Raw genomic sequence first — 17,208 nt, 5'->3', positions numbered from 1 at the left:
GTGCACTGGAGCCGCCGATTTCGGCAGTTCAGTCAGCGAACTCCCTCATCGTAGGCACGGGCAGTTCAGTGAGCGAACCAAGGGGGATTAAAGTGGACGCATGACCCTCCCCAGCACCTACCCGGATCGCAACTGCTCACTGGCACGAGCGTTGGAGGTCATCGGCGAGCGGTGGACCCTGCTCATCGTCCGAGACGCCTTCTACGGGGTCCGCCGGTTCGGGGATCTCGCCACCCAGCTGGGGATCCCCCGCGCCGTGCTGACCAGCCGGCTGAAGCTCCTCGTACGGGAGGGCGTGCTCACCCGGGATGACGACGGAGCGGGCACCGTCGAGTACCGGCTGACCGCCAAGGGCATCGCTCTGTGGCCGATCCTGCGCGCCATGATGGCCTGGGGCGATGCCTTCTACTCGCCCGCGGGGGTGAGGCGCGCCCTCCGTCACGACCGGGACGGAGGCCTGCTCGATCCCGAGGGACGCTGCCCGGAATGCGGGGGGATCCCGGCCGTCCAGGAGATCCGGACGGAACCCGGCCCCGGGTTCGAGGCGGCGGCGGATTCGGCTGCCGATCCGGTGTCCGCCCTGCTCAACGGACCGCGACGGCTTCTCGAACCCCTCGCGACCTCACGTACGCGCCAGGCCGGCGAGAGCAGCGGCACCGACGTCGCCGGTTAACCGCGGCCGGGCGGGCGGCTCACCCGCGCGCCGTTCGGGGCTTCTTGCGGGGTGCGGCGGAGCGGGGCGGCTGGGCGCGCATGTGGTCGCGGACCCGGCTCATGATCTCGTGCAGGTGGCGCAGGTCCTCGGGGGCGAGGGGGGCGAAGAACATCTGCTGGGCGACCTGGACGTGACCGGGCATGACGCGGGCCAGGCGGGCCCGGCCGGCGTCGGTGATCGTGACGAGGGTAGAGCGTTCGTCGTCCGGGCTGGGGGTGCGGGTGATCAGGCCGGCCTTCTCCAGCAGGGCCGCCTGATAGGTGAGGCCGCTGCGGCTGTAGACGACCCCGTCGGCGAGCTCGGTCATGGTGAGGCTGCCCTCGGCGTCGGACAGCCGGGCCAGGAGCTGGAACTGCACGTAGCTGAGATCGCCTTCGGCGCGGAGCTGCTGGTCGATGGCGTGCTGGAGCAGGCTGACCGCCTCGGTGAGCGCGAAGTAGGCCGCCAGTTGCTCCGGCTGGGGCGTGTCGTCTCGGTGATCGGCCACCCGGCCACCCTATGTCCCGGAACACGAGAGGCACGTCACCTGCCCATCGGGAATCATTTCGAATTCGAAGCAGGTTACAGTGACCGTGAGACTGTGCTTCGAAATCGAAGCATCCGCGAAGGGGAGATCATGAAGGCAGTGCGTTTCCACGAGTACGGCAGCAGCGATGTCCTGGTGTACGAGGACGTCCCGATCCCGGTCCCGGGCGCCGGACAGGTACTGGTGAAGGTGGCCGCCACCTCGTTCAACCCGGCCGACGCCAAACTGCGGGCCGGCTACTTGAGCGAGGTGCTTCCGCTGGACCTGCCGCATGTGCCGGGGCTGGACGTCGCCGGGCGGGTGGCCGGAGTCGGCGAGGGCGTGACGGCGTGGGCGGAGGGCGACGCGGTGGTGGCGTTCCTGCCGCCGACCGACCCCGGCGCGGCGGCGGAGTACGTGCTCGCGCCCGCCGAGGTGCTCGCCGCCGTTCCCGAGGGGGTGGACCTGATCCAGGTCGCGGCGCTGCCCGCGCCGGTCCTGACCGCCTGGCAGGCGGTGTTCGAGCACGGCGGCCTGCGGTCCGGCCAGCGCATCCTGGTCAACGGTGCGGGCGGCGCGGTGGGCGGATACGCGGTGCAGCTCGCGCACCGGGCGGGCGCGAAGGTCACCGCGACGGCGAGCCCGCGCAGCACCGAGCGGGTCCGCGGCAGCGGCGCCGACGAGATCGTCGACTACACCGCGACGCCCGTGACCGAGGCCCTGGACGGCGGCTTCGACGTGGTGTTCAACCTGGCGCCCACCTCGCCGGAGGAGACCGCCGCGCTCGCCGGCCTGACGGCCGACGGCGGCGTCTTCATCAGTGCCACCACCCCTCCGCCCGCCGAACCCGGACGCGGCGTGAAGACGGTGGCCATGGGCACGCGCAGCGACGCCGCCCAGCTCACCGAGCTGCTGGGGCGCGTCAAGTCCGGCGACCTGCGCATCGACATCGCCGAGCGGAAGCCGCTGGCGGAACTGCCGGCCGTCCACGCCCGGGCCGACCAGGGCACCCTGCCCGGCAAGACCGTCATCGTCATCTGACCCGGGCCCGGCCGGTACCCGCGCGAGCAGCCGTGCGGGCACCGGCCCCGCCCCGGGCGTCCGCGGTTTCCCGCAGTCCGCGGATCGTGTTCGTACGGGTGTCCCGCAGCCTCGCCCGGCGGGAGCACCGGCCGCCGCGGCCGGATCCTACGGTGGCAACGTAAGGGGTTCCCCGTGTCGTGTGTGGCGCGGACGCGCCGCGCGGGCCCGGGACACCCGGAGACTCCCGCCGATTCGCGAGGACAGCGTGAACAAAGCATTCTCCACAGACATCCTGCCCCCCGACGAACGGGCCGAGTACTGGACGAACGCCGTACGAAGGGCGTTCACCCGGCTGGAGGTCCGCACGCAGGGGACGGCCGAGATTCATGGGGCCATACGCCAGGTGTGCGTCGCGGGTGTCCAGGTCGGCTTCCTCGAGGCGAGCCCGCAGCAGATGGCGCGGACCGCGCCGCTCATCGCCGCGGACGGCGACGGCTCGCTGATCGTGAGCCTGCAGAGGGCCGGTGCCGTCGTCGCGACGCTGGACGGCAGCAAGACCCCGGTCTCCGCCGGCGAGCTCGTCATCCTCGACACCCGCAGGCCGTACGTCCTGGACTTCGCAGGGCCGGCGCGGCAGCACGTGGCCACGGTCCCGCGGCGGATGCTGGACCTCCCCGACTCGGCGCTGCGCCTGGCCACCGGCCGGATCTACTCCCCCGGCCAGGGCATCAGCGCCATCCTCGCGTCGTACGTGAACAGCCTCGTCACGGTGACGGACCACTACATCTGCGCCCCGGACTCCCGGCGGTTCCTGCGGCAGGGGATCGTCGACGTACTGACCGCCCTGGTCGCCTTGGAGGGAGACACCAAGGAGGAGGCCGCACCCGCGGTCGAGGCGGCGCTGATGCGGCAGGTCCGCGCGTACATCCGCGGCCATCTGGACGACCCGGACCTCTCCCCGGCCTCGGTCGCGGCCGCGCACCACATCTCCGTCCGCTACCTGTACCAGCTCTTCCAGGGCGAGCCCATGACCGTCGGCCGGTGGATCCAGCGCCTCAGGCTGGAGGCCTGCCGCAGGGATCTCGCCAGCCCGGAACTCGTCGGACGGACCGTGGCGGCGATCGCGCACAGCTGGGGATTCGCGAGCCACGCGCACTTCAGCCGCACCTTCCGGTCGGTCTACGGTGTGTCACCCGCGGAGTGGCGGCAGGCCGGCGTCCTGCGGGCCGCTACCCCGCAGGCCGTCGGCCTCCTCCCCCGGCAGTCCGGCCGGTGATCAGTCCTGTCGCAGCTGCCCCGTGTCCTCGCGCCAGGCCTCACCTGCCTGCCAGGGCAGCACGGCGGAACCCGGCCCCTCCATACGGGTCAGCGCCACCATCGCGAGGTCGTCCTCCGGGAGCGCTCCGGCGTGGGCCACGAGGTCCTCGAGGATCTCCCCGAGCGCATCCGGCAGGCATACGCGGCTGGCCGCTCCCTGCCGGATCCAGCTCCACGCGGTCGCACGCTCCAGCAGCGGGTAACACTGCCCGGCGCCGTCGCGGGCCTCGATGAGCCCGTCGGTGTAGAGCAACAGGGTGTCACCTGCGGCCAGTTCGAAACTCTCCTCGATGGCGCCCAGGTCCCGCAGTCCGTGCAGGCCCAACGGGGGTGACGGGCAGCCCGGCACCAGGACGGCGCTCCCCCGCCGGGCCCGCACGGGCGGCGGATGACCGTGATTGACCATGCGGGCGAGCCGCTCGCCGTCCGGCACCTCAAGGAGGAGCGCGGTCACGAAGCGTTCGTCCTTGTCGCGGGCACCGTCATCCGCCTCCGCCAGGTGGCGCAGGAAGCTCTCCTCCAGACGGGCCGACAGTTCGGACAAGCTGGCGGCACGCGGGGCCCATTCGCGGAAGGCCCCGAGCACGGCCGCGACATCCTCGAACGTCGGCAGGCCCTTGCCGCACACGTCACCGATGATCAGGCGGGTCGCCCCGCCCGTGCGCGCGACCGCGTACAGGTCACCACCGACCTGCCCACGACCGCCGCAGGCACGGTAGACGGACGCGAGTCCCAGAGCGCCGATGCGCCGGGGAAGCGGCCGCAGCAGAACCCTCTGCACGGTGTCGGAGACCGCACACGCCCGCGCCGCCCTGTGGCGGTGGCGGTCCTGGAGGCGCCCGAGCACCACGGCCACCGCCGCTGCGGTGATCAGGGGCAGGATGCCGCACGCGAGGCTCGGATGCTCCAGCGGCAGGACCGCGCACAGCGCACAGAGCGCGAGGACCGACGCCAGAAGACCCGCGACGGCCAAGCGGTGAACCGGCTGCCCGTCCTCACGCGCCTCCTCGAACTGTTCGATATCCGTCATCGGCCTCACTCCCTCACAGTTGTCGCGCCGGCCGGGAGCCGGACGGATCCACGGCCGGTCCCGGCCTTGCGCCTCGGGGTCCCATTCGTGGTGGGACACCTCGACCGTAGGTCCGGGCCGGGCCGGGCTCCTTGCCCCGTTGCGCACGGTCCCTTGCCCGCCCACGCAGTCCCCGTGGAGGCCGGGTTCATCTCACGGCGGCGGAAAAGCCCGCTTCCCATAACGGACCCGATGCCTGGAATCCAGCCACAGGTGCATAAGCTGCGCCGGCCAGCCCATTCAGTACGACAGCTCAGTCGCCACACGCTAGGAACCCGGTCCGGTGTCCCACCGCAAGCACGTCCACGCCCTCGGAACGCTCCTGTTCGCCGCCGCTCTGGCCGCCTGCAGCAGCTCCACGTCCCCGACCGCCGCGGGCGCGCCGCCGGCCGAGCAGAGCCCTTCCCGTCCCGCCGCGACCGGGGCGTCCCCCGCCGCCGGCTCCCCCACCCCCGGCCCCGGCCCGCGCTTTCTCACGAAGAACAACCTGACCGCGGCCCTGCTGCCGCTGTCGGAGATGCCTGCCGGCTGGTCCGCCGGCAAGAGCGACGGCGCCGGCGCGAACAGGGCCTTCTGCGACTACCAGCAGCCCCACGACGCCGAGGTCCAGGCAACCGGCAACTTCCGGAAGGGCGCCGGAACCACCGCATCCGTCGCGGCCTTCGGCCTGCGGCAGTACGCCACCCCCAGCGACGCCGCCGAGGTGTTCGACGCGATGGAGCAGGCCCTGCGCACCTGCCACAAGGAGACCTACAAGGGCTCGGTCCGCACGTACGCGGCCATGAACGTCGCCAAGCTGGGCGACCGTTCCCTCGGTGTACGCGTCGAGAGCGACGGCTACACCCTCCTCCAGCAGTTCACCCTCGACGGCCCCGCCCTCATCAGCGCGGGCATCGGTGGCACGGCACACCTCGACGCGCACACGGCCGCGCTCCTGCTCCGTCAGCAGGTCGACCACTACGAGGCCGCCGCAGTCCGATGACCACCCTGCGGTTATGATCCGCTGCCGACCTGCGGAGGGTCGGCCGGGTGGGGGTTTCGGAGGGGTGCGGTGGCAAGGTCCGTGAGGTCGCCGGGGTTGTTGGCGCGCGTGTTGTGTGCCGTGCTGGGGGCCTGCGCACTGGCGAACGCCGCGGCGGGGGTCGCGGCGTGGCACAGGTATCAGCTGTTGGGTGCCTTGCCGGGCGGGCAGGCGCCCGATGGCGGTGAGGCACTGCTGAGGGCGGAGATGTGGTTCGGCAACCTCACCGGCTGGCGGAACGCGGCGGTCGTGGTTTCGGTGGTGCTGTTCATCGCGTGGCTGATGAGCATGCGGCGGATCGCGGACGAGGTGTGGCCCGAAGGCCAGCGGCGGAACCCGGCGTGGCTGATCCTCGGATGGCTGATTCCGGTGGTGAACCTGTTCGTGCCCAAGATGTTCGTCAACGACCTCTGGGCCGGCGGCCTGCAGGCGCGGAGTCGTAAGCGTGGTCATCCCTTGCTGACTCTGTGGTGGATCGCGGTCCTCGTGGCCTTCGGGACATCGGGCGCGACGCTGGACCGGGCACGAGGAACCGCCCACGTGGCCGAGGTACGTGACCGGCTGTGGCAAGTGGTGCAGAGCGACGGCTTCTTCGTCATCGCCGCGGCGCTGTCGATCGCCGTCGTCTGGCGACTCAGCACCATGCTGGAGGGCGCGGAGCGCCCTGCCTTGTCGCAGGCGTAGGCGTAGGCGTAGGCGTAGGCCCAGATTCCTTACCCCCGTCTGCGGGCCTCTCGGCGGCGCGGGGGCCGGCGCAGTGATCGGGGGGATTCACCGGGCTGATCCCGTGCTGTCAGGATCGCTTCGTGGACCTTGCGGCTGATCGACACGCGTACGGAACAGACCGCAACCTGGGCGAGGTGCCCAGGAGTTGACAGCGGCAGCCGGCGGACAGAGTGGGTCGCGGGTCTGGTGAGGCCGGTACGCCTGGCAGGACGTGGCCCGCCGGATCGGCGGCGTCGCGCTCGTGGAAAACCGGGTGCGGCCGGCAGCGGTCGCGTCCTAGCGTTCAGGGCATGCGTGTCGTATTCACCAAGGGCCCCGGGACGAGCTACGACATCGCGGTGCACCGCGAGACCGGGGCCGGGCTCGCCCCGCGCAATGGGCCCGGCGGGCACCGGTATCTGCCGCACGACCTGGTGCACTTCCTGGTCGAGGCCGAGGCGGGCATCAAGCTCGGCGTCTACGGGCGGCTGGCCGCCGGTGACAACGGACTGTTCTGGCCCGCCGACCCCACGGAACGCGCGAAGGCGGCCCGGCGCCGCAAGTCGAGGCCGGTGAAACCGTCCCCCCAGGCGCAGGCGGACATGGCTCGGTCCGAGGAGCTGGCGGCCATCGCGCTGCCCGTGTGGGAAGTCCGGCACGGTCATGCGCAGGCGCTGCCCGCGTATGTGCCGGCAGGCGAGATGCCCGCGGAGCTCGAACGGATCGTGTCCCGGTTCGACGCATACGCCGACCGCTGGCATGCGCTGCCGGTCGGGGGTTCGCTCACCCTGACGTGGTGAGGCCCGCCCGACGACTTCCTCCAGGCGGCCTCCCCTCCCGCCGGACGCTGCGCGTACGCTCGGTGGACGGCGGTCGGCGATCAGGAGGTGGGCGGTGCGGCGGATGTATCTGCTGTGGACGATTGCGGCGGCCGGACTCGCCGTGGACCAGATCACGAAGGCGATCGCCGCGGTTGTCGTCGAGGGCCATGAGGCCAGGCACGCCCTGGGCGGCGCGGTCACCTTCACGGCCTTCCGGAACCCTGGCGCGGCCGGCTCCTTCGCACCCCGTGCGACCTTGGTGTTCACGCTCCTGGCGATCGTCGTGCTCGTACTCATCGCCCGGGTCGCCCCGTCCGTCCGGTCCGTCGGCTGGGCGGCCGGTCTCGGACTGATCTTCGCGGGCGCCGGCGGCAATCTCGCCGACCGCCTGTTCCGCACCCCCGGATTCGGACGTGGCGCCGTGCTGGACTTCATCCAGGTCGGCGACTCGGGGATCTTCAACCTCGCCGACCAGTGCGTGACCGCCGGCGCGGCGATCGTCCTCATCCAGACCTTCCGCGGCATTCCCCTGCGCGCCGTCGCGACGAGCGCTCCGGGGGGCCGCCCGCTGGAACAGCGGTGAGCACGCGGCCCACACCGACTCCGGCCGACGGCATCAGGTGTCCAGGCCTTCCAGCGACGCGCGGACCAGTGACGCCAGTTCCTCCGGGTCCACGCTCGCCAGCTCGTCGAGCGTCCCCGCGTCACGGGCCAGCAGTACCCCCATGAAGGCGGCGACCGCCACCTCGGCCCGCAGTCGCGGCCGGTCCAGTCCTTCGCCGGCGAAGCGCTCGCGCAGTGGGTCCACCAGACGCAGGTACAGCTGGGCGCGGGCCGCGTCCTGCACCACGGGGTCGCTCTGGGTCTGGACGGCCGACCGGAAGACGGGGCCCACGCCGCGCTGGTCCGCGCGGTCGAGGAGAGCGCGGATCCGTTCGGGTGCGAGCAGGTCAGGCGGGCTCGTGTCGCCCAGCTCCGCGCGCAGCACCGCGGTGTACAGGCCGCTCTTGTTGTTGAAGTACCGGGCGATCAGCGCCGGGTCGACGCCCGCGCGCTCCCCGATGTCACGGATGGTGGTCCGGTCGAAGCCCCGCTCGCTGAAGAGCTCGCTCGCCGCCTGGAGCAGCAGTTCGCGGCTGCGCGCGGAGTCCCGCCTGCGCGACGGCGTGCCGCCGCTCACCGTGCCGCCTCCTGCCGGTCCGCGTCCTTGCCCTGCGTCCCGGAGACGGCGGTCTGCCCCGGTACGGAGGCCGCGACGGCCGTACGCCGGCGCCGCGGCGGCAGGACCGCGGTCGCCAGGATCATGGCCGCCCACACCCCGCAGGCCAGGAGCGCGGCCGTACGGTAACCGTCACCCGTGGGCAGCGCGCTGCCCGCGGTGGTGTGGGCCTGCAGGACGGCGGCGCTCAGTACGCTTCCGGTGGAGTATCCGACGTAGCGCAGCACCTGGTTGAAGCTCATCGCGCTGCCCGTCTCGTGCGCGGGCACGGAGCCCACGATCATCCCGGGCATCACGGCGAACATCCAGCCGATCCCGAAGCCGGCCACCGCCATGATGGCGAACAGCTCCCACAGCTGTCCCCGAACGAGGGCGAACGCCAGCACAGCGGCGAGGGACACCGCGCACCCGAGCGGCAGCACCACGGCGATGGTCGCCCGCCGGGCCAACAGGGGCACCACCCGGCCGGCGGCCAGGCTGGCGAGGGAGAACGGAAGCAGCACCAGACCGGTGACGGCGACGGAGGCCCCGAACCCGTAACCGGCCTCGTGCGGCGTCTGCGCGAACCGGGTGACCAGCGACAGCAGCAGGTACATCCCGAGTCCGGCGACCAGGGCGGTGACATTGGCGGTCAGCACGGTCCGGTTCCTGGTCAGCCGCAGGTCGACCAGCGGCTGCGCGGTCCGCAGCTCGTGCACGACCCATACGCCGAGCAGCAGCAGGCAGATCCCGGCCAGGACGAGCAGCCGCACCGAGTGCCAGCCCCAGAGCTCGGCTTCGCTCAGGGCGAGCAGCAGCCCGGCGAGTGCGGCGCCAAGCAGCACCGCACCGGGGACGTCCAGTCGCGGCGCGGCGCGGCGCGGGGACGGCGGCAGGACCACGACGGCCGCCACCAGCGCGAGGACGCTCACCGCCGCCCCGAACCAGAAGCCGGCGTACAGCCCGAAGGACTGCGCGATCAGCCCGGTGACCGGGTAGCCCAGACCGACTCCGGCGACGGTGGTGATCGACAGCAGTGCCACCGCGGGGCGCGACCGCTCCGGCGGCAGGGCGTCCCGGGCGGTGGCGATCGCCAGCGGGGTGAGGCCGAGTCCGAGGCCCTGCAGCGCCCGCCCGGTCACCAGGCAGCCGAAGCCCAGCGGCAGCGCCGCCAGGACGCAGCCGGCCAGCACCGCGACCAAGGCCCCGAGGATCACCGGGCGGCGGCGCGGACCGTCCCCCAGCCGGCCCATCACCGGTGTGACCACCGCGCCCACGAGCAGCGTGACGGTCAGCGACCACTGCGCGTCGTTCAGGGAGACGTGCTCCTCGGCGGCGATCGTCGGCACCAGCGGGGCGCCGAGGCTGCTGACCACGGCGACCAGCATGCCGAGCGAGACCAGTACCGGAACCAGCGCTCGCTGCCGTCCGGTCCGCGACTCCCCGGTTGCGGGACTTTCCACGACGCTCCTCGATGTCATCAGCCGATGTCATCAACTGGAGTCATCGCACGATGACATTTATTCCCGGCGCTCTCACCAGCACGAACACCGCCCCGGTACGCCACCGTCGGTGGCCTGTCGCTCACCCTCCGGGGCGACAGCCTCGACGCCCGCGGAAAGGAGCGGCGGACGAGGCTACATCGGGTCGAACCTGAGCAGGCACGTGGGACATGCGGCCGCCCGCTTCGCACGCTCCCCCGCGTCGACCGACACGATCGTGAGGAGCACCGTGGCGACAACAGCGATCGGCAGGCCGAGCCACGCGGGCTTGACGAATACCGGCCAACCCACGAAAAGTACATAACGCGCCGGCAGGTGAGTGAGCAGGACATAGGGAATCCGGTGGAAGAGGGTCACGAACCCGACGACCGTTGCTCCCGCCTGCGTCCCCGCCAGTATGCCCAAGGACCGGCCGGCACCCTTGCGCACCACCGGCGGGACCCGCTGTTCGCAGTTGCGGCAGTACCGTTCGACGTCCTCGACGACTTTCCCGGCCATGCCCCACCCCCGGCGCATTCCAGTCAATTGGATGGTCCCAGCGCCCACTCGGACGGTCAATGCGGCGGCCGGGGTGGCCCGCAGCCGGCTCGGCACCCGGCTCCCACCGACGAAGAATCGGCGCGGCAAATACGTGATCACGACGGGCGGACAACTGCTAGCGTCGCCCGCATGCCCGAACTGACAGCACCCACAGGCCGGTTGCAATCCTCCTGGCTCGCAGCGCGGGACGAGTGGTCCCCCGGTGCCCACCAGGACGGGTCAGGCCTGCGGCTCGCGCCTGACGCCGACCTGCGCGACCCCGAGGCCTTCTCGGAGTGGGTCGAACGGCTGCGGCAGCAGTCGGACAGCTCGGTAGCCGTGGGCGAAGAGCGCGTCCATGCCACCCACTGGTGGATCACCGAGGGCGAGAACTATCTGGGGGCCATCGACCTACGGCACTACCTGAACGCCTTTCTGCTCGACGTCGGCGGGCACATCGGCTACAGCATCCGGCCCTCCGCGCGGAAGCGCGGCCTGGCCACGTGGGCTCTCGGGGCCGTTCTCCCCGAGGCCCGTGCGCTCGGCCTGGATCGAGTCCTCGTCACGTGCGACGACGACAACATCGGGTCGGCACGCAGCATCGAGCACAACGGTGGCGTCCTGGAAGACGTTCGCACCACCAGTACGGGCCCGAAGCGCCGTTACTGGATCACCCTGTAGTCACCGCGCCTCGGGCCCCGGCTCAGTGGTGGTGCGCGTGCTGCCCAGCGGACGCGTCCGCGCCCGCGCTCTTCGCGGCCCCCGCGGCGTGGTCCGGGTGGTGCGGCTCGTAGCCCGGGATCGTGCCGTCCGGCTTCGCGACCAGGAACAGGCCGGCCATTCCCATGTCCGAGTGGCTCTGGACGTGGCAGTGGTACATCCAGGCACCGGCGCCCACGTGTTCGCCCGCGATGATCTGGAAGCCGAATGAGTCCGCGGGCCCGGTGATCTTGTTGTCGACGACGCGGCTGGGGTCGTCCGGACCGGTCAGAAGGCCCGTTCTGTTGTCGGCCCAGCGATGACCGTGCATGTGGAACGTGTGGTAGTACTCGCCGTGCGTGATCATGATGATCTCGACACGGTCGCCCACCGTCGCCTCGAAGTCCGGGGTCTCGTGCGCGGCCCTGTTGTTGATCGTCATGTCGTTGAAGACGATCGTGAACTGCTTGTCCGGCAGGATGTCGCCCTTCCTGCGCACCACGACCGGGCCGTAGAGACCCTTGCGGATCCCGCCCGTTCCGTGGTCGGTGCCCACGACGTGGTCGTGGTAGTGCCAGTAACCCGCGCTGCCCGCCTGCCACGTGCCGTCCTTGCGCCGGCCCGGTGCGTGTGTGCGCCAGGTGTACGTCCGCGTACCGCCGGGCTCCACGTGGCCGTGGTTCATCCGGGTGCCGTCGCTGGCGACGTCGTAGTCCACACCGTGGACGTGGAGGCTGGCGTCCACGTCCGTCGTGTTCTCGAACTCGATGTGCAGCGTGTCGCCCTCGGTCAGTTCGATCAGCGGGCCCGGCACGGTGGCCTTGCCCTTCTCCAGGCCGTATCCCATCTGACCGTTCGGCAGGGTCTCGGCGTAGAGCTTGAGATGCCGGACGGCACCGCCGGCCGGCGCGGTGGGCGGTGGCGACTCCGCCGAGGAGGCCGAGGGCGCGGACGCCACCGATAACGAGGCCGTCCCGGTGGCGGCGACCACGCCACCGGCCAGCAGCCGCCGGTTGAAGCTCCTTCTGTCCATGACCATTCCGGACACTCCAGTGCCGTGAGGAGACGGATGGGGCGCGAGGATCCCCGGGGACGGCCACACGGTAGAGCAGTGATCTTCGTTTATCCACACTCGGGACAAAGATGGTGGGATCCCGTCCATACCTGTTGGCGAACCATCGAAAGCCGTCTAGCTTCAAGCGCTGTTGCTGTGACCACAGAGAGGTGGGAACAATGCAGAGCGCACCACATCACCGGACGAGAACGCGGCGCGCCGCGGCCGCCGTCCTGGTGGTCGGGACCATGGCGGCGTCCTTGCTGGGCGGCGGCACCGCCGCCACGGCCAGGCCGTATCCGGAGCCCGCACCGACATCGTTATCCCTGCCGTCCCCACCGGGCGGCAAGAACGTCAAAGTCCTGGTGTTCCACGCGTCGGCCACCGAGGAGTCGCCGACCGTCGACGCGGGCATCGAGGCGATCGAGGCGATCGGCCTGTCGGGTCCTGCCGCGCAGCGGTTCAAGACCGTCGCGACCGACGACGCCTCGGTCTTCACCAGCGCGAAACGGCTGGGCACCTTCAACGCGGTCGTCTTCCTGACCGGGGGCGGCGACGTGCTCGATCCCGAGCAGGAGGCCGGCCTGGAGTCCTACATGGAAGCCGGCGGCGGCTTCCTCGGCATCTACGACGCGGCCAGGACCGAGCCGTACTCCGACTGGTTCACCGGACTGATCGGCGCACGGCCCGCGGCCACCAGCCCGGCCGGCGTCCAGCGCGCCACGGTCGAGGTGCCCGACCGGGTCAATCCGGCCACCAGGAACCTGCCGGTGGAGTGGAAGCGGCCCGACAAGTGGATCAACTGGGCGGGCAACCCGACCGGCAAGGTGCACACCGTCGCCAAGGTCAGGGAGAGCAGCTACCGGCCGGGGACCGGCGCCAACGGCGCCGACCATCCCATCTCCTGGTGCCGTGACTACGACGGCGGCCGTTCCTTCTACACGGGGATGGGCGGTACGGCGGAGTCGTTCGCCGAGACCGACTTCCGCGATCACCTGCGCGGCGCCCTCCAGTGGACGACCCGGCTGTCGCGCGCCGACTGCAAGGCCACCATCGACGCCAACTACAGCGCGGTGCGGGTCACCCAGCCCAACCAGGCGGGGCAACAGGACCAGATCGGCGAACCCCACGGCCTGGTCGTGGCACCCGACGGACGGGTGCTGTACATCGGCCGGGGCGGCGGTGTGAACGGCGCGCCGGTCGTGACCGACTGGAACAGCCCCGACATGGGGAAGGGTCTCGGCCAGATCCACGTCTACGACCCGGCGACCAAGAAGGTCACGCTCGCCGGCGCGCTGACCGTCTTCGGCAACAAGGGCGGCGGCGACGAACTGACCAAGGTCGAGGAGGGCCTGCTCGGCATCGAGCTGGACCCCTCCTTCGAGAGCAACGGGTGGGTGTACCTGCACTACACCCCGCACTCCGGCCTCGACCGCGACAAGCACGTCGCGCAGCGGCGGGTGTCCCGCTTCACGTTGGACCTCGCGACCAACACGCTGGATCTCGCCTCCGAGAAGGTCCTGCTCACGTGGCCCGTCCAGGTCCACAGCTGCTGCCATGCCGGCGGCGGGATGGCCTGGGACTCCAAGGGCAACCTCTACATCGCGACCGGCGACAACAACTCGTCGGGATTCAGCGACGGTTACTCGGGCAACAACCCGCAGCCCAACTTCAAGGGCCTGTCCTTCTCCGACGCCCGCCGCACCGCCGGCAACACCAACAACCTCAATGGCAAGATCCTGCGCATCCACCCGGAGCCGGACGGCACCTACACCCTGCCCGAGGGCAACCTCTTCACCGGCAGGGAGCAGGACGAGGGCGGCGGCAAGACGCGCGGTGAGATCTACGTGATGGGGGTGCGCAATCCGGCCCGTATCTCGGTCGACAAGAAGACCGACATCCTCTACGCGGGCTGGGTCGGCCCCGACGCGGGCGCTCCCAGCACCACCTGGGGACCGGCGAAGTACGACACGTTCGCCGCGATCACCAAGGCGGGCAACCACGGCTGGCCGTTCTGCATGGGCAACAAGCAGCCCTACCGTGACCGCAATCTGCCCGACCCGAGCAAGCCGCTGGGCTGGTACGACTGCGACGCCCCGAAGAACGAGTCGCCGAACAACGACGGCCTGGTGAACCTCCCGCCGATCACGGGCAACACCATCTGGTACTCCCCGCAGGGCGGCGCGCCCGACTTCCCGCGGGACGCCAACGGGGTTCCCAGCTACAAGAACGAGGAGGCCACCTACCTCCTGCCGTGGCTCAAGGGCGGCGGCCAGGCGACCATGGACGGCCCGGTCTACCGCTACGACGCGAAGACCGCCGGTGCCGACGCGTGGCCGGAGTACTGGGACGGCAAGTGGTTCGTCGGCGACTTCTACGACGCGGACAACCCGCGCCACGCGGTGCTGACCGACCCCAAGACCGTCGGCAAGGGCGGACTGCCGGTCACGGCCGAGTCGTTGAAGAAGATCGTCCCGGTCGGCCAGGGCGGCATCCGCAACCTCATGGACTGGAAGTTCGCGCCGGACGGCTCGCTGTACGTCCTCGACTACGGGCGCGGCTTCTTCACCTCCGACTCCCAGTCCGCGCTGTGGCGCGTGACGTACAAGGGCGGCGAGGCCACTCCCGCCGCCACGGATCTGGCCAGGAAGGCGGCACAGTGAGACGGCGACCTCTACGGCTGTGGACGGCCCTGCTCGGCACACTGCTGATGATCGTGGGCCTGTCCTCGACGGCCGCGTACGGGCGTACCGGCCGCGCGGCGACCGACGGCGCCGCGGCCGCGGCCCAGGTGCTCACCTGGACGGCGAGTTCGCGCACCGACCAGTACGCGAGCTTCCCGACCACGGCGGTGGCCGGACCGACGACGCTCGTCTTCGAGAACAGCGCCGCCACCGGCAACGACATCGGCATGCCGCACACGCTGACCTTCGACGTGTCGGACCCCGAGTACAACCACGACGTGCCGGTCAACATCCTGGCCAACCCCAATGACGACAGCGACGGCCGGCACACCGTCGACGTGACCCTCACTCCCGGCCGCTACCGCTTCTTCTGCAGCATCCCCGGCCACGGGCAGATGCAGGGCATCCTCACCGTGACCGAGCCGGGCGGCGAGGACACCACCGCGCCCACCACGGCGGCCGAGGTCACGGGCCAGAAGAACGCCGACGGCGCGTACGTCGGCTCGGCCACGGTCACCGTGACCGCGACCGACGAGGGCTCCGGGGTGAAGACCACGGAGTACGCGGTCGGCGCGGACGGCCCGTGGCAGCCGTACACCGCTCCGGTGGTCGTCGACCAGGTCGGCTCCCACACCCTCCGCTACCGCGCCACCGACCAGGCGGGCAATGTAGCGGCCGAGAAGTCCGTCGCCTTCGATGTGGTCGCGCCGCCGACCGATGACACGACCGCCCCGGAGACCTCGGCGACGGTGAGCGGCGAGAAGGACGCGGCGGGCGACTACCTCACGATGGCCACGGTCACCGTCACCGCCTCGGACACCGGGTCGGGCGTCAACACCATCGAGTACGCCGTCGGGACGGGCGGCGCCTGGCAGGCGTACACCGGTCCGGTGATGGTGCATCAGCTCGGCGCCCAGACGGTCCGCTACCGCGCGACCGACAAGGCGGGGAACGCGGCGGCCGAGAAGTCCGTCTCCTTCACCGTCGTGGCCCCGCCCACGCAGGACACGACCGCGCCGGAGACCTCGGCGGCGGTGGCCGGCACCAAGAACTCCAACGGCGCGTACGTCACGAGCGCCAAGGTCACCGTCACCGCGACCGACCCGGGCTCCGGTGTTGACCGCACCGAGTACTCCCTCGACGGCGGCCCGTATCTCGCGTACACCGCTCCTGTCATCGTCGACCGCCTCGGCTACCACACGCTCGCGTACCGGGCGACGGACAAGGCGGGCAACACCTCCGCGGCACGGGAGGTGACCTTCACCATCGCGCAGGGGGGTGGCGTTCCGGCGCCCAACTGCCCCGAGTACGACGAGCGGCTGACCGTGATCGTGGGCACGGTGGACTCGGGAGTGCCGAACCGGCTCACCCGCGGCCGCTGCACGATCAACGAGCTGATCGAGGACGAGAAGGACTGGTCCTCACAGGCGCTGTTCCTCAAGCACGTCGACGGTGTGCTGGACAAGCTGCTCGCCGACAACGTCATCGACCAGCGCGAGTTCAACAAGATCACCAAGGCCGCCAAGCAGTCGAAGATCGGCAAGCCCGGCCAGACCGAGGGCTACCGCGATCTGTTCGACGGCACGGAGGCCTCCCTGGTGAAGTGGGAGCAGGTCGGCGGCGGACGCTTCACGCTCTCCGGCGACGGCGCCATCACCAGCAGCACGACGGTGCCGGGCATGGGCATGCTGTGGTTCCCGGAGCGCAAGTACGGCGACTTCTCGCTGAAGCTCCGCTTCCGCGACGACGCCCCGGGCACGGGCAACGCCAACGGCGGTGTCTTCGTGCGCTTCCCGAACGTCCACGACCACCCCGAGGAGTCCCGCCCCGAGTGGGTCGCCATCAACTACGGGCACGAGATCCAGATCCTCGACCGCCCGGACGGCGACATGTACAAGACCGGCTCGGTCTACGGCTTCGACCGCGTGGGCCTCGGCGGCGCCGGCGTGACCCCGAAGGGCACCTGGAACGACTACGAGATCCGCGCGGAGGGCCAGCACTTCACCGTCCTGCGCAACGGTGTCGTGATCAACGAGTTCGACAACGTGGGCGGACAGGTCTTCACTCCGCCGCGCGCCGGCGACCCGGGCACCGACGGCCGGCGGTACGCCACCGGCTACATCGGCCTCCAGGTCCACAGCACGACGGACGTGATCTCCTACCGCGACATCCGCATCAAGGAGCTGTAAACCCGGCCCCCCACCGCGCACGCACCGTTGATGGACGCCGGCGGCGTTCATCAACGGTGCGCGACGCGCCATTCCAGGTCCCCGGGGACGATGCCGGCCTGGACCATCCGGGTCAAACGGGGCATGGGAAAACTCGTTCGGCGTACAGATTTCTCAAGCTTTCCTTTTCGGTTGCCGATACACCCCG

Annotated in this window: 16 protein-coding genes; 10 read left to right on the top strand and 6 right to left on the bottom strand. The window is 70.9% G+C overall.

Going from position 1 to position 17,208, the window contains the following annotated elements; genetic code table 11:
- The first annotated feature begins 100 nt into the window (after positions 1-100).
- Complete coding sequence (locus ACFWVC_RS29910; RefSeq protein ID WP_384293970.1) at positions 101-673, top strand: winged helix-turn-helix transcriptional regulator; 573 nt, start codon at positions 101-103, stop codon at positions 671-673.
- 19 nt (positions 674-692) lie between these two features.
- Here the strand turns inward: ACFWVC_RS29910 and ACFWVC_RS29905 are convergent, their stop codons facing one another.
- Entirely contained in the window at positions 693-1,202 is a 510-nt protein-coding gene (locus tag ACFWVC_RS29905; protein ID WP_384293966.1) for a MarR family winged helix-turn-helix transcriptional regulator, read from the bottom strand.
- A 129-nt stretch (positions 1,203-1,331) separates the two neighbouring features.
- Between ACFWVC_RS29905 and ACFWVC_RS29900 the strand changes: the two genes are divergently transcribed.
- Together ACFWVC_RS29900 and ACFWVC_RS29895 are read left to right on the top strand one after the other, a co-directional pair.
- A complete protein-coding gene (locus ACFWVC_RS29900) occupies positions 1,332-2,261 on the top strand; it encodes an NADP-dependent oxidoreductase (protein WP_384293961.1) in 930 nt (309 codons plus the stop codon).
- A 247-nt stretch (positions 2,262-2,508) separates the two neighbouring features.
- Positions 2,509-3,519 carry a helix-turn-helix domain-containing protein gene (locus ACFWVC_RS29895; RefSeq protein WP_384293957.1) on the top strand — a complete coding sequence of 337 codons (1,011 nt, stop codon included), beginning with the start codon at positions 2,509-2,511 and terminating at the stop codon, positions 3,517-3,519.
- Here ACFWVC_RS29895 and ACFWVC_RS29890 read toward each other — a convergent pair whose 3' ends face one another.
- Positions 3,520-4,590, bottom strand: coding sequence for a PP2C family protein-serine/threonine phosphatase (locus ACFWVC_RS29890; RefSeq protein WP_384293954.1), 1,071 nt, complete (start codon positions 4,588-4,590; stop codon positions 3,520-3,522).
- 322 nt (positions 4,591-4,912) lie between these two features.
- Between ACFWVC_RS29890 and ACFWVC_RS29885 the strand changes: the two genes are divergently transcribed.
- The 4 genes from ACFWVC_RS29885 (at position 4,913) to ACFWVC_RS29870 (ending at position 7,759) form a co-directional block, all read left to right on the top strand.
- Entirely contained in the window at positions 4,913-5,611 is a 699-nt protein-coding gene (locus ACFWVC_RS29885; protein ID WP_384293951.1) for a hypothetical protein, read from the top strand.
- Between the two features lie 108 nt (positions 5,612-5,719).
- Positions 5,720-6,334: a DUF4328 domain-containing protein gene (locus tag ACFWVC_RS29880; RefSeq protein ID WP_384294044.1), complete on the top strand. Its 615-nt coding sequence runs from the start codon at positions 5,720-5,722 to the stop codon at positions 6,332-6,334.
- Positions 6,335-6,666: 332 nt separating this feature from the next.
- On the top strand, positions 6,667-7,155 hold the full coding sequence (locus tag ACFWVC_RS29875) for a hypothetical protein (protein ID WP_384293948.1): 489 nt from the start codon (positions 6,667-6,669) through the stop codon (positions 7,153-7,155).
- Positions 7,156-7,258: 103 nt separating this feature from the next.
- Complete coding sequence (locus ACFWVC_RS29870) at positions 7,259-7,759, top strand: signal peptidase II (RefSeq protein ID WP_384294038.1); 501 nt, start codon at positions 7,259-7,261, stop codon at positions 7,757-7,759.
- A gap of 33 nt (positions 7,760-7,792) precedes the next feature.
- Here the strand turns inward: ACFWVC_RS29870 and ACFWVC_RS29865 are convergent, their stop codons facing one another.
- The 3 genes from ACFWVC_RS29865 to ACFWVC_RS29855 all read right to left on the bottom strand — a co-directional run bounded on the left by ACFWVC_RS29865 (position 7,793) and on the right by ACFWVC_RS29855 (position 10,374).
- Complete coding sequence (locus ACFWVC_RS29865) at positions 7,793-8,356, bottom strand: TetR family transcriptional regulator (protein WP_384293943.1); 564 nt, start codon at positions 8,354-8,356, stop codon at positions 7,793-7,795.
- A complete protein-coding gene (locus ACFWVC_RS29860; RefSeq protein ID WP_384293940.1) occupies positions 8,353-9,837 on the bottom strand; it encodes an MFS transporter in 1,485 nt (494 codons plus the stop codon). Before ACFWVC_RS29860 ends, ACFWVC_RS29865 begins: the two co-directional genes overlap by 4 nt.
- 174 nt (positions 9,838-10,011) lie before the next feature.
- Positions 10,012-10,374 carry a hypothetical protein gene (locus tag ACFWVC_RS29855; protein ID WP_384293935.1) on the bottom strand — a complete coding sequence of 121 codons (363 nt, stop codon included), beginning with the start codon at positions 10,372-10,374 and terminating at the stop codon, positions 10,012-10,014.
- A gap of 171 nt (positions 10,375-10,545) precedes the next feature.
- On the opposite strand from ACFWVC_RS29855, the gene ACFWVC_RS29850 reads away from it, so the two are divergent.
- Complete coding sequence (locus ACFWVC_RS29850; RefSeq protein ID WP_384293930.1) at positions 10,546-11,076, top strand: GNAT family N-acetyltransferase; 531 nt, start codon at positions 10,546-10,548, stop codon at positions 11,074-11,076.
- Between the two features lie 22 nt (positions 11,077-11,098).
- Here the strand turns inward: ACFWVC_RS29850 and ACFWVC_RS29845 are convergent, their stop codons facing one another.
- Positions 11,099-12,127, bottom strand: a complete 1,029-nt coding sequence (locus ACFWVC_RS29845; protein WP_384293926.1) for a multicopper oxidase domain-containing protein — start codon at positions 12,125-12,127, stop codon at positions 11,099-11,101.
- A 200-nt stretch (positions 12,128-12,327) separates the two neighbouring features.
- Here ACFWVC_RS29845 and ACFWVC_RS29840 point away from each other — a divergent pair, with 200 nt between their 5' ends.
- The gene (locus ACFWVC_RS29840) at positions 12,328-14,811 is read left to right on the top strand and encodes a ThuA domain-containing protein (protein ID WP_384293921.1); all 2,484 of its coding nucleotides are present in this window, start codon (positions 12,328-12,330) and stop codon (positions 14,809-14,811) included.
- A gap of 47 nt (positions 14,812-14,858) precedes the next feature.
- A complete protein-coding gene (locus ACFWVC_RS29835; protein WP_384294032.1) occupies positions 14,859-17,021 on the top strand; it encodes an OmpL47-type beta-barrel domain-containing protein in 2,163 nt (720 codons plus the stop codon).
- The last annotated feature ends 187 nt before the right edge of the window (positions 17,022-17,208 follow it).

The organism is Streptomyces sp. NPDC058691, from assembly GCF_042714775.1.
Taxonomy (GTDB): domain Bacteria; phylum Actinomycetota; class Actinomycetes; order Streptomycetales; family Streptomycetaceae; genus Actinacidiphila.
Note: the sequence above shows the minus strand (reverse complement) of the source record. Positions and strands in the feature narration are given on the sequence as shown.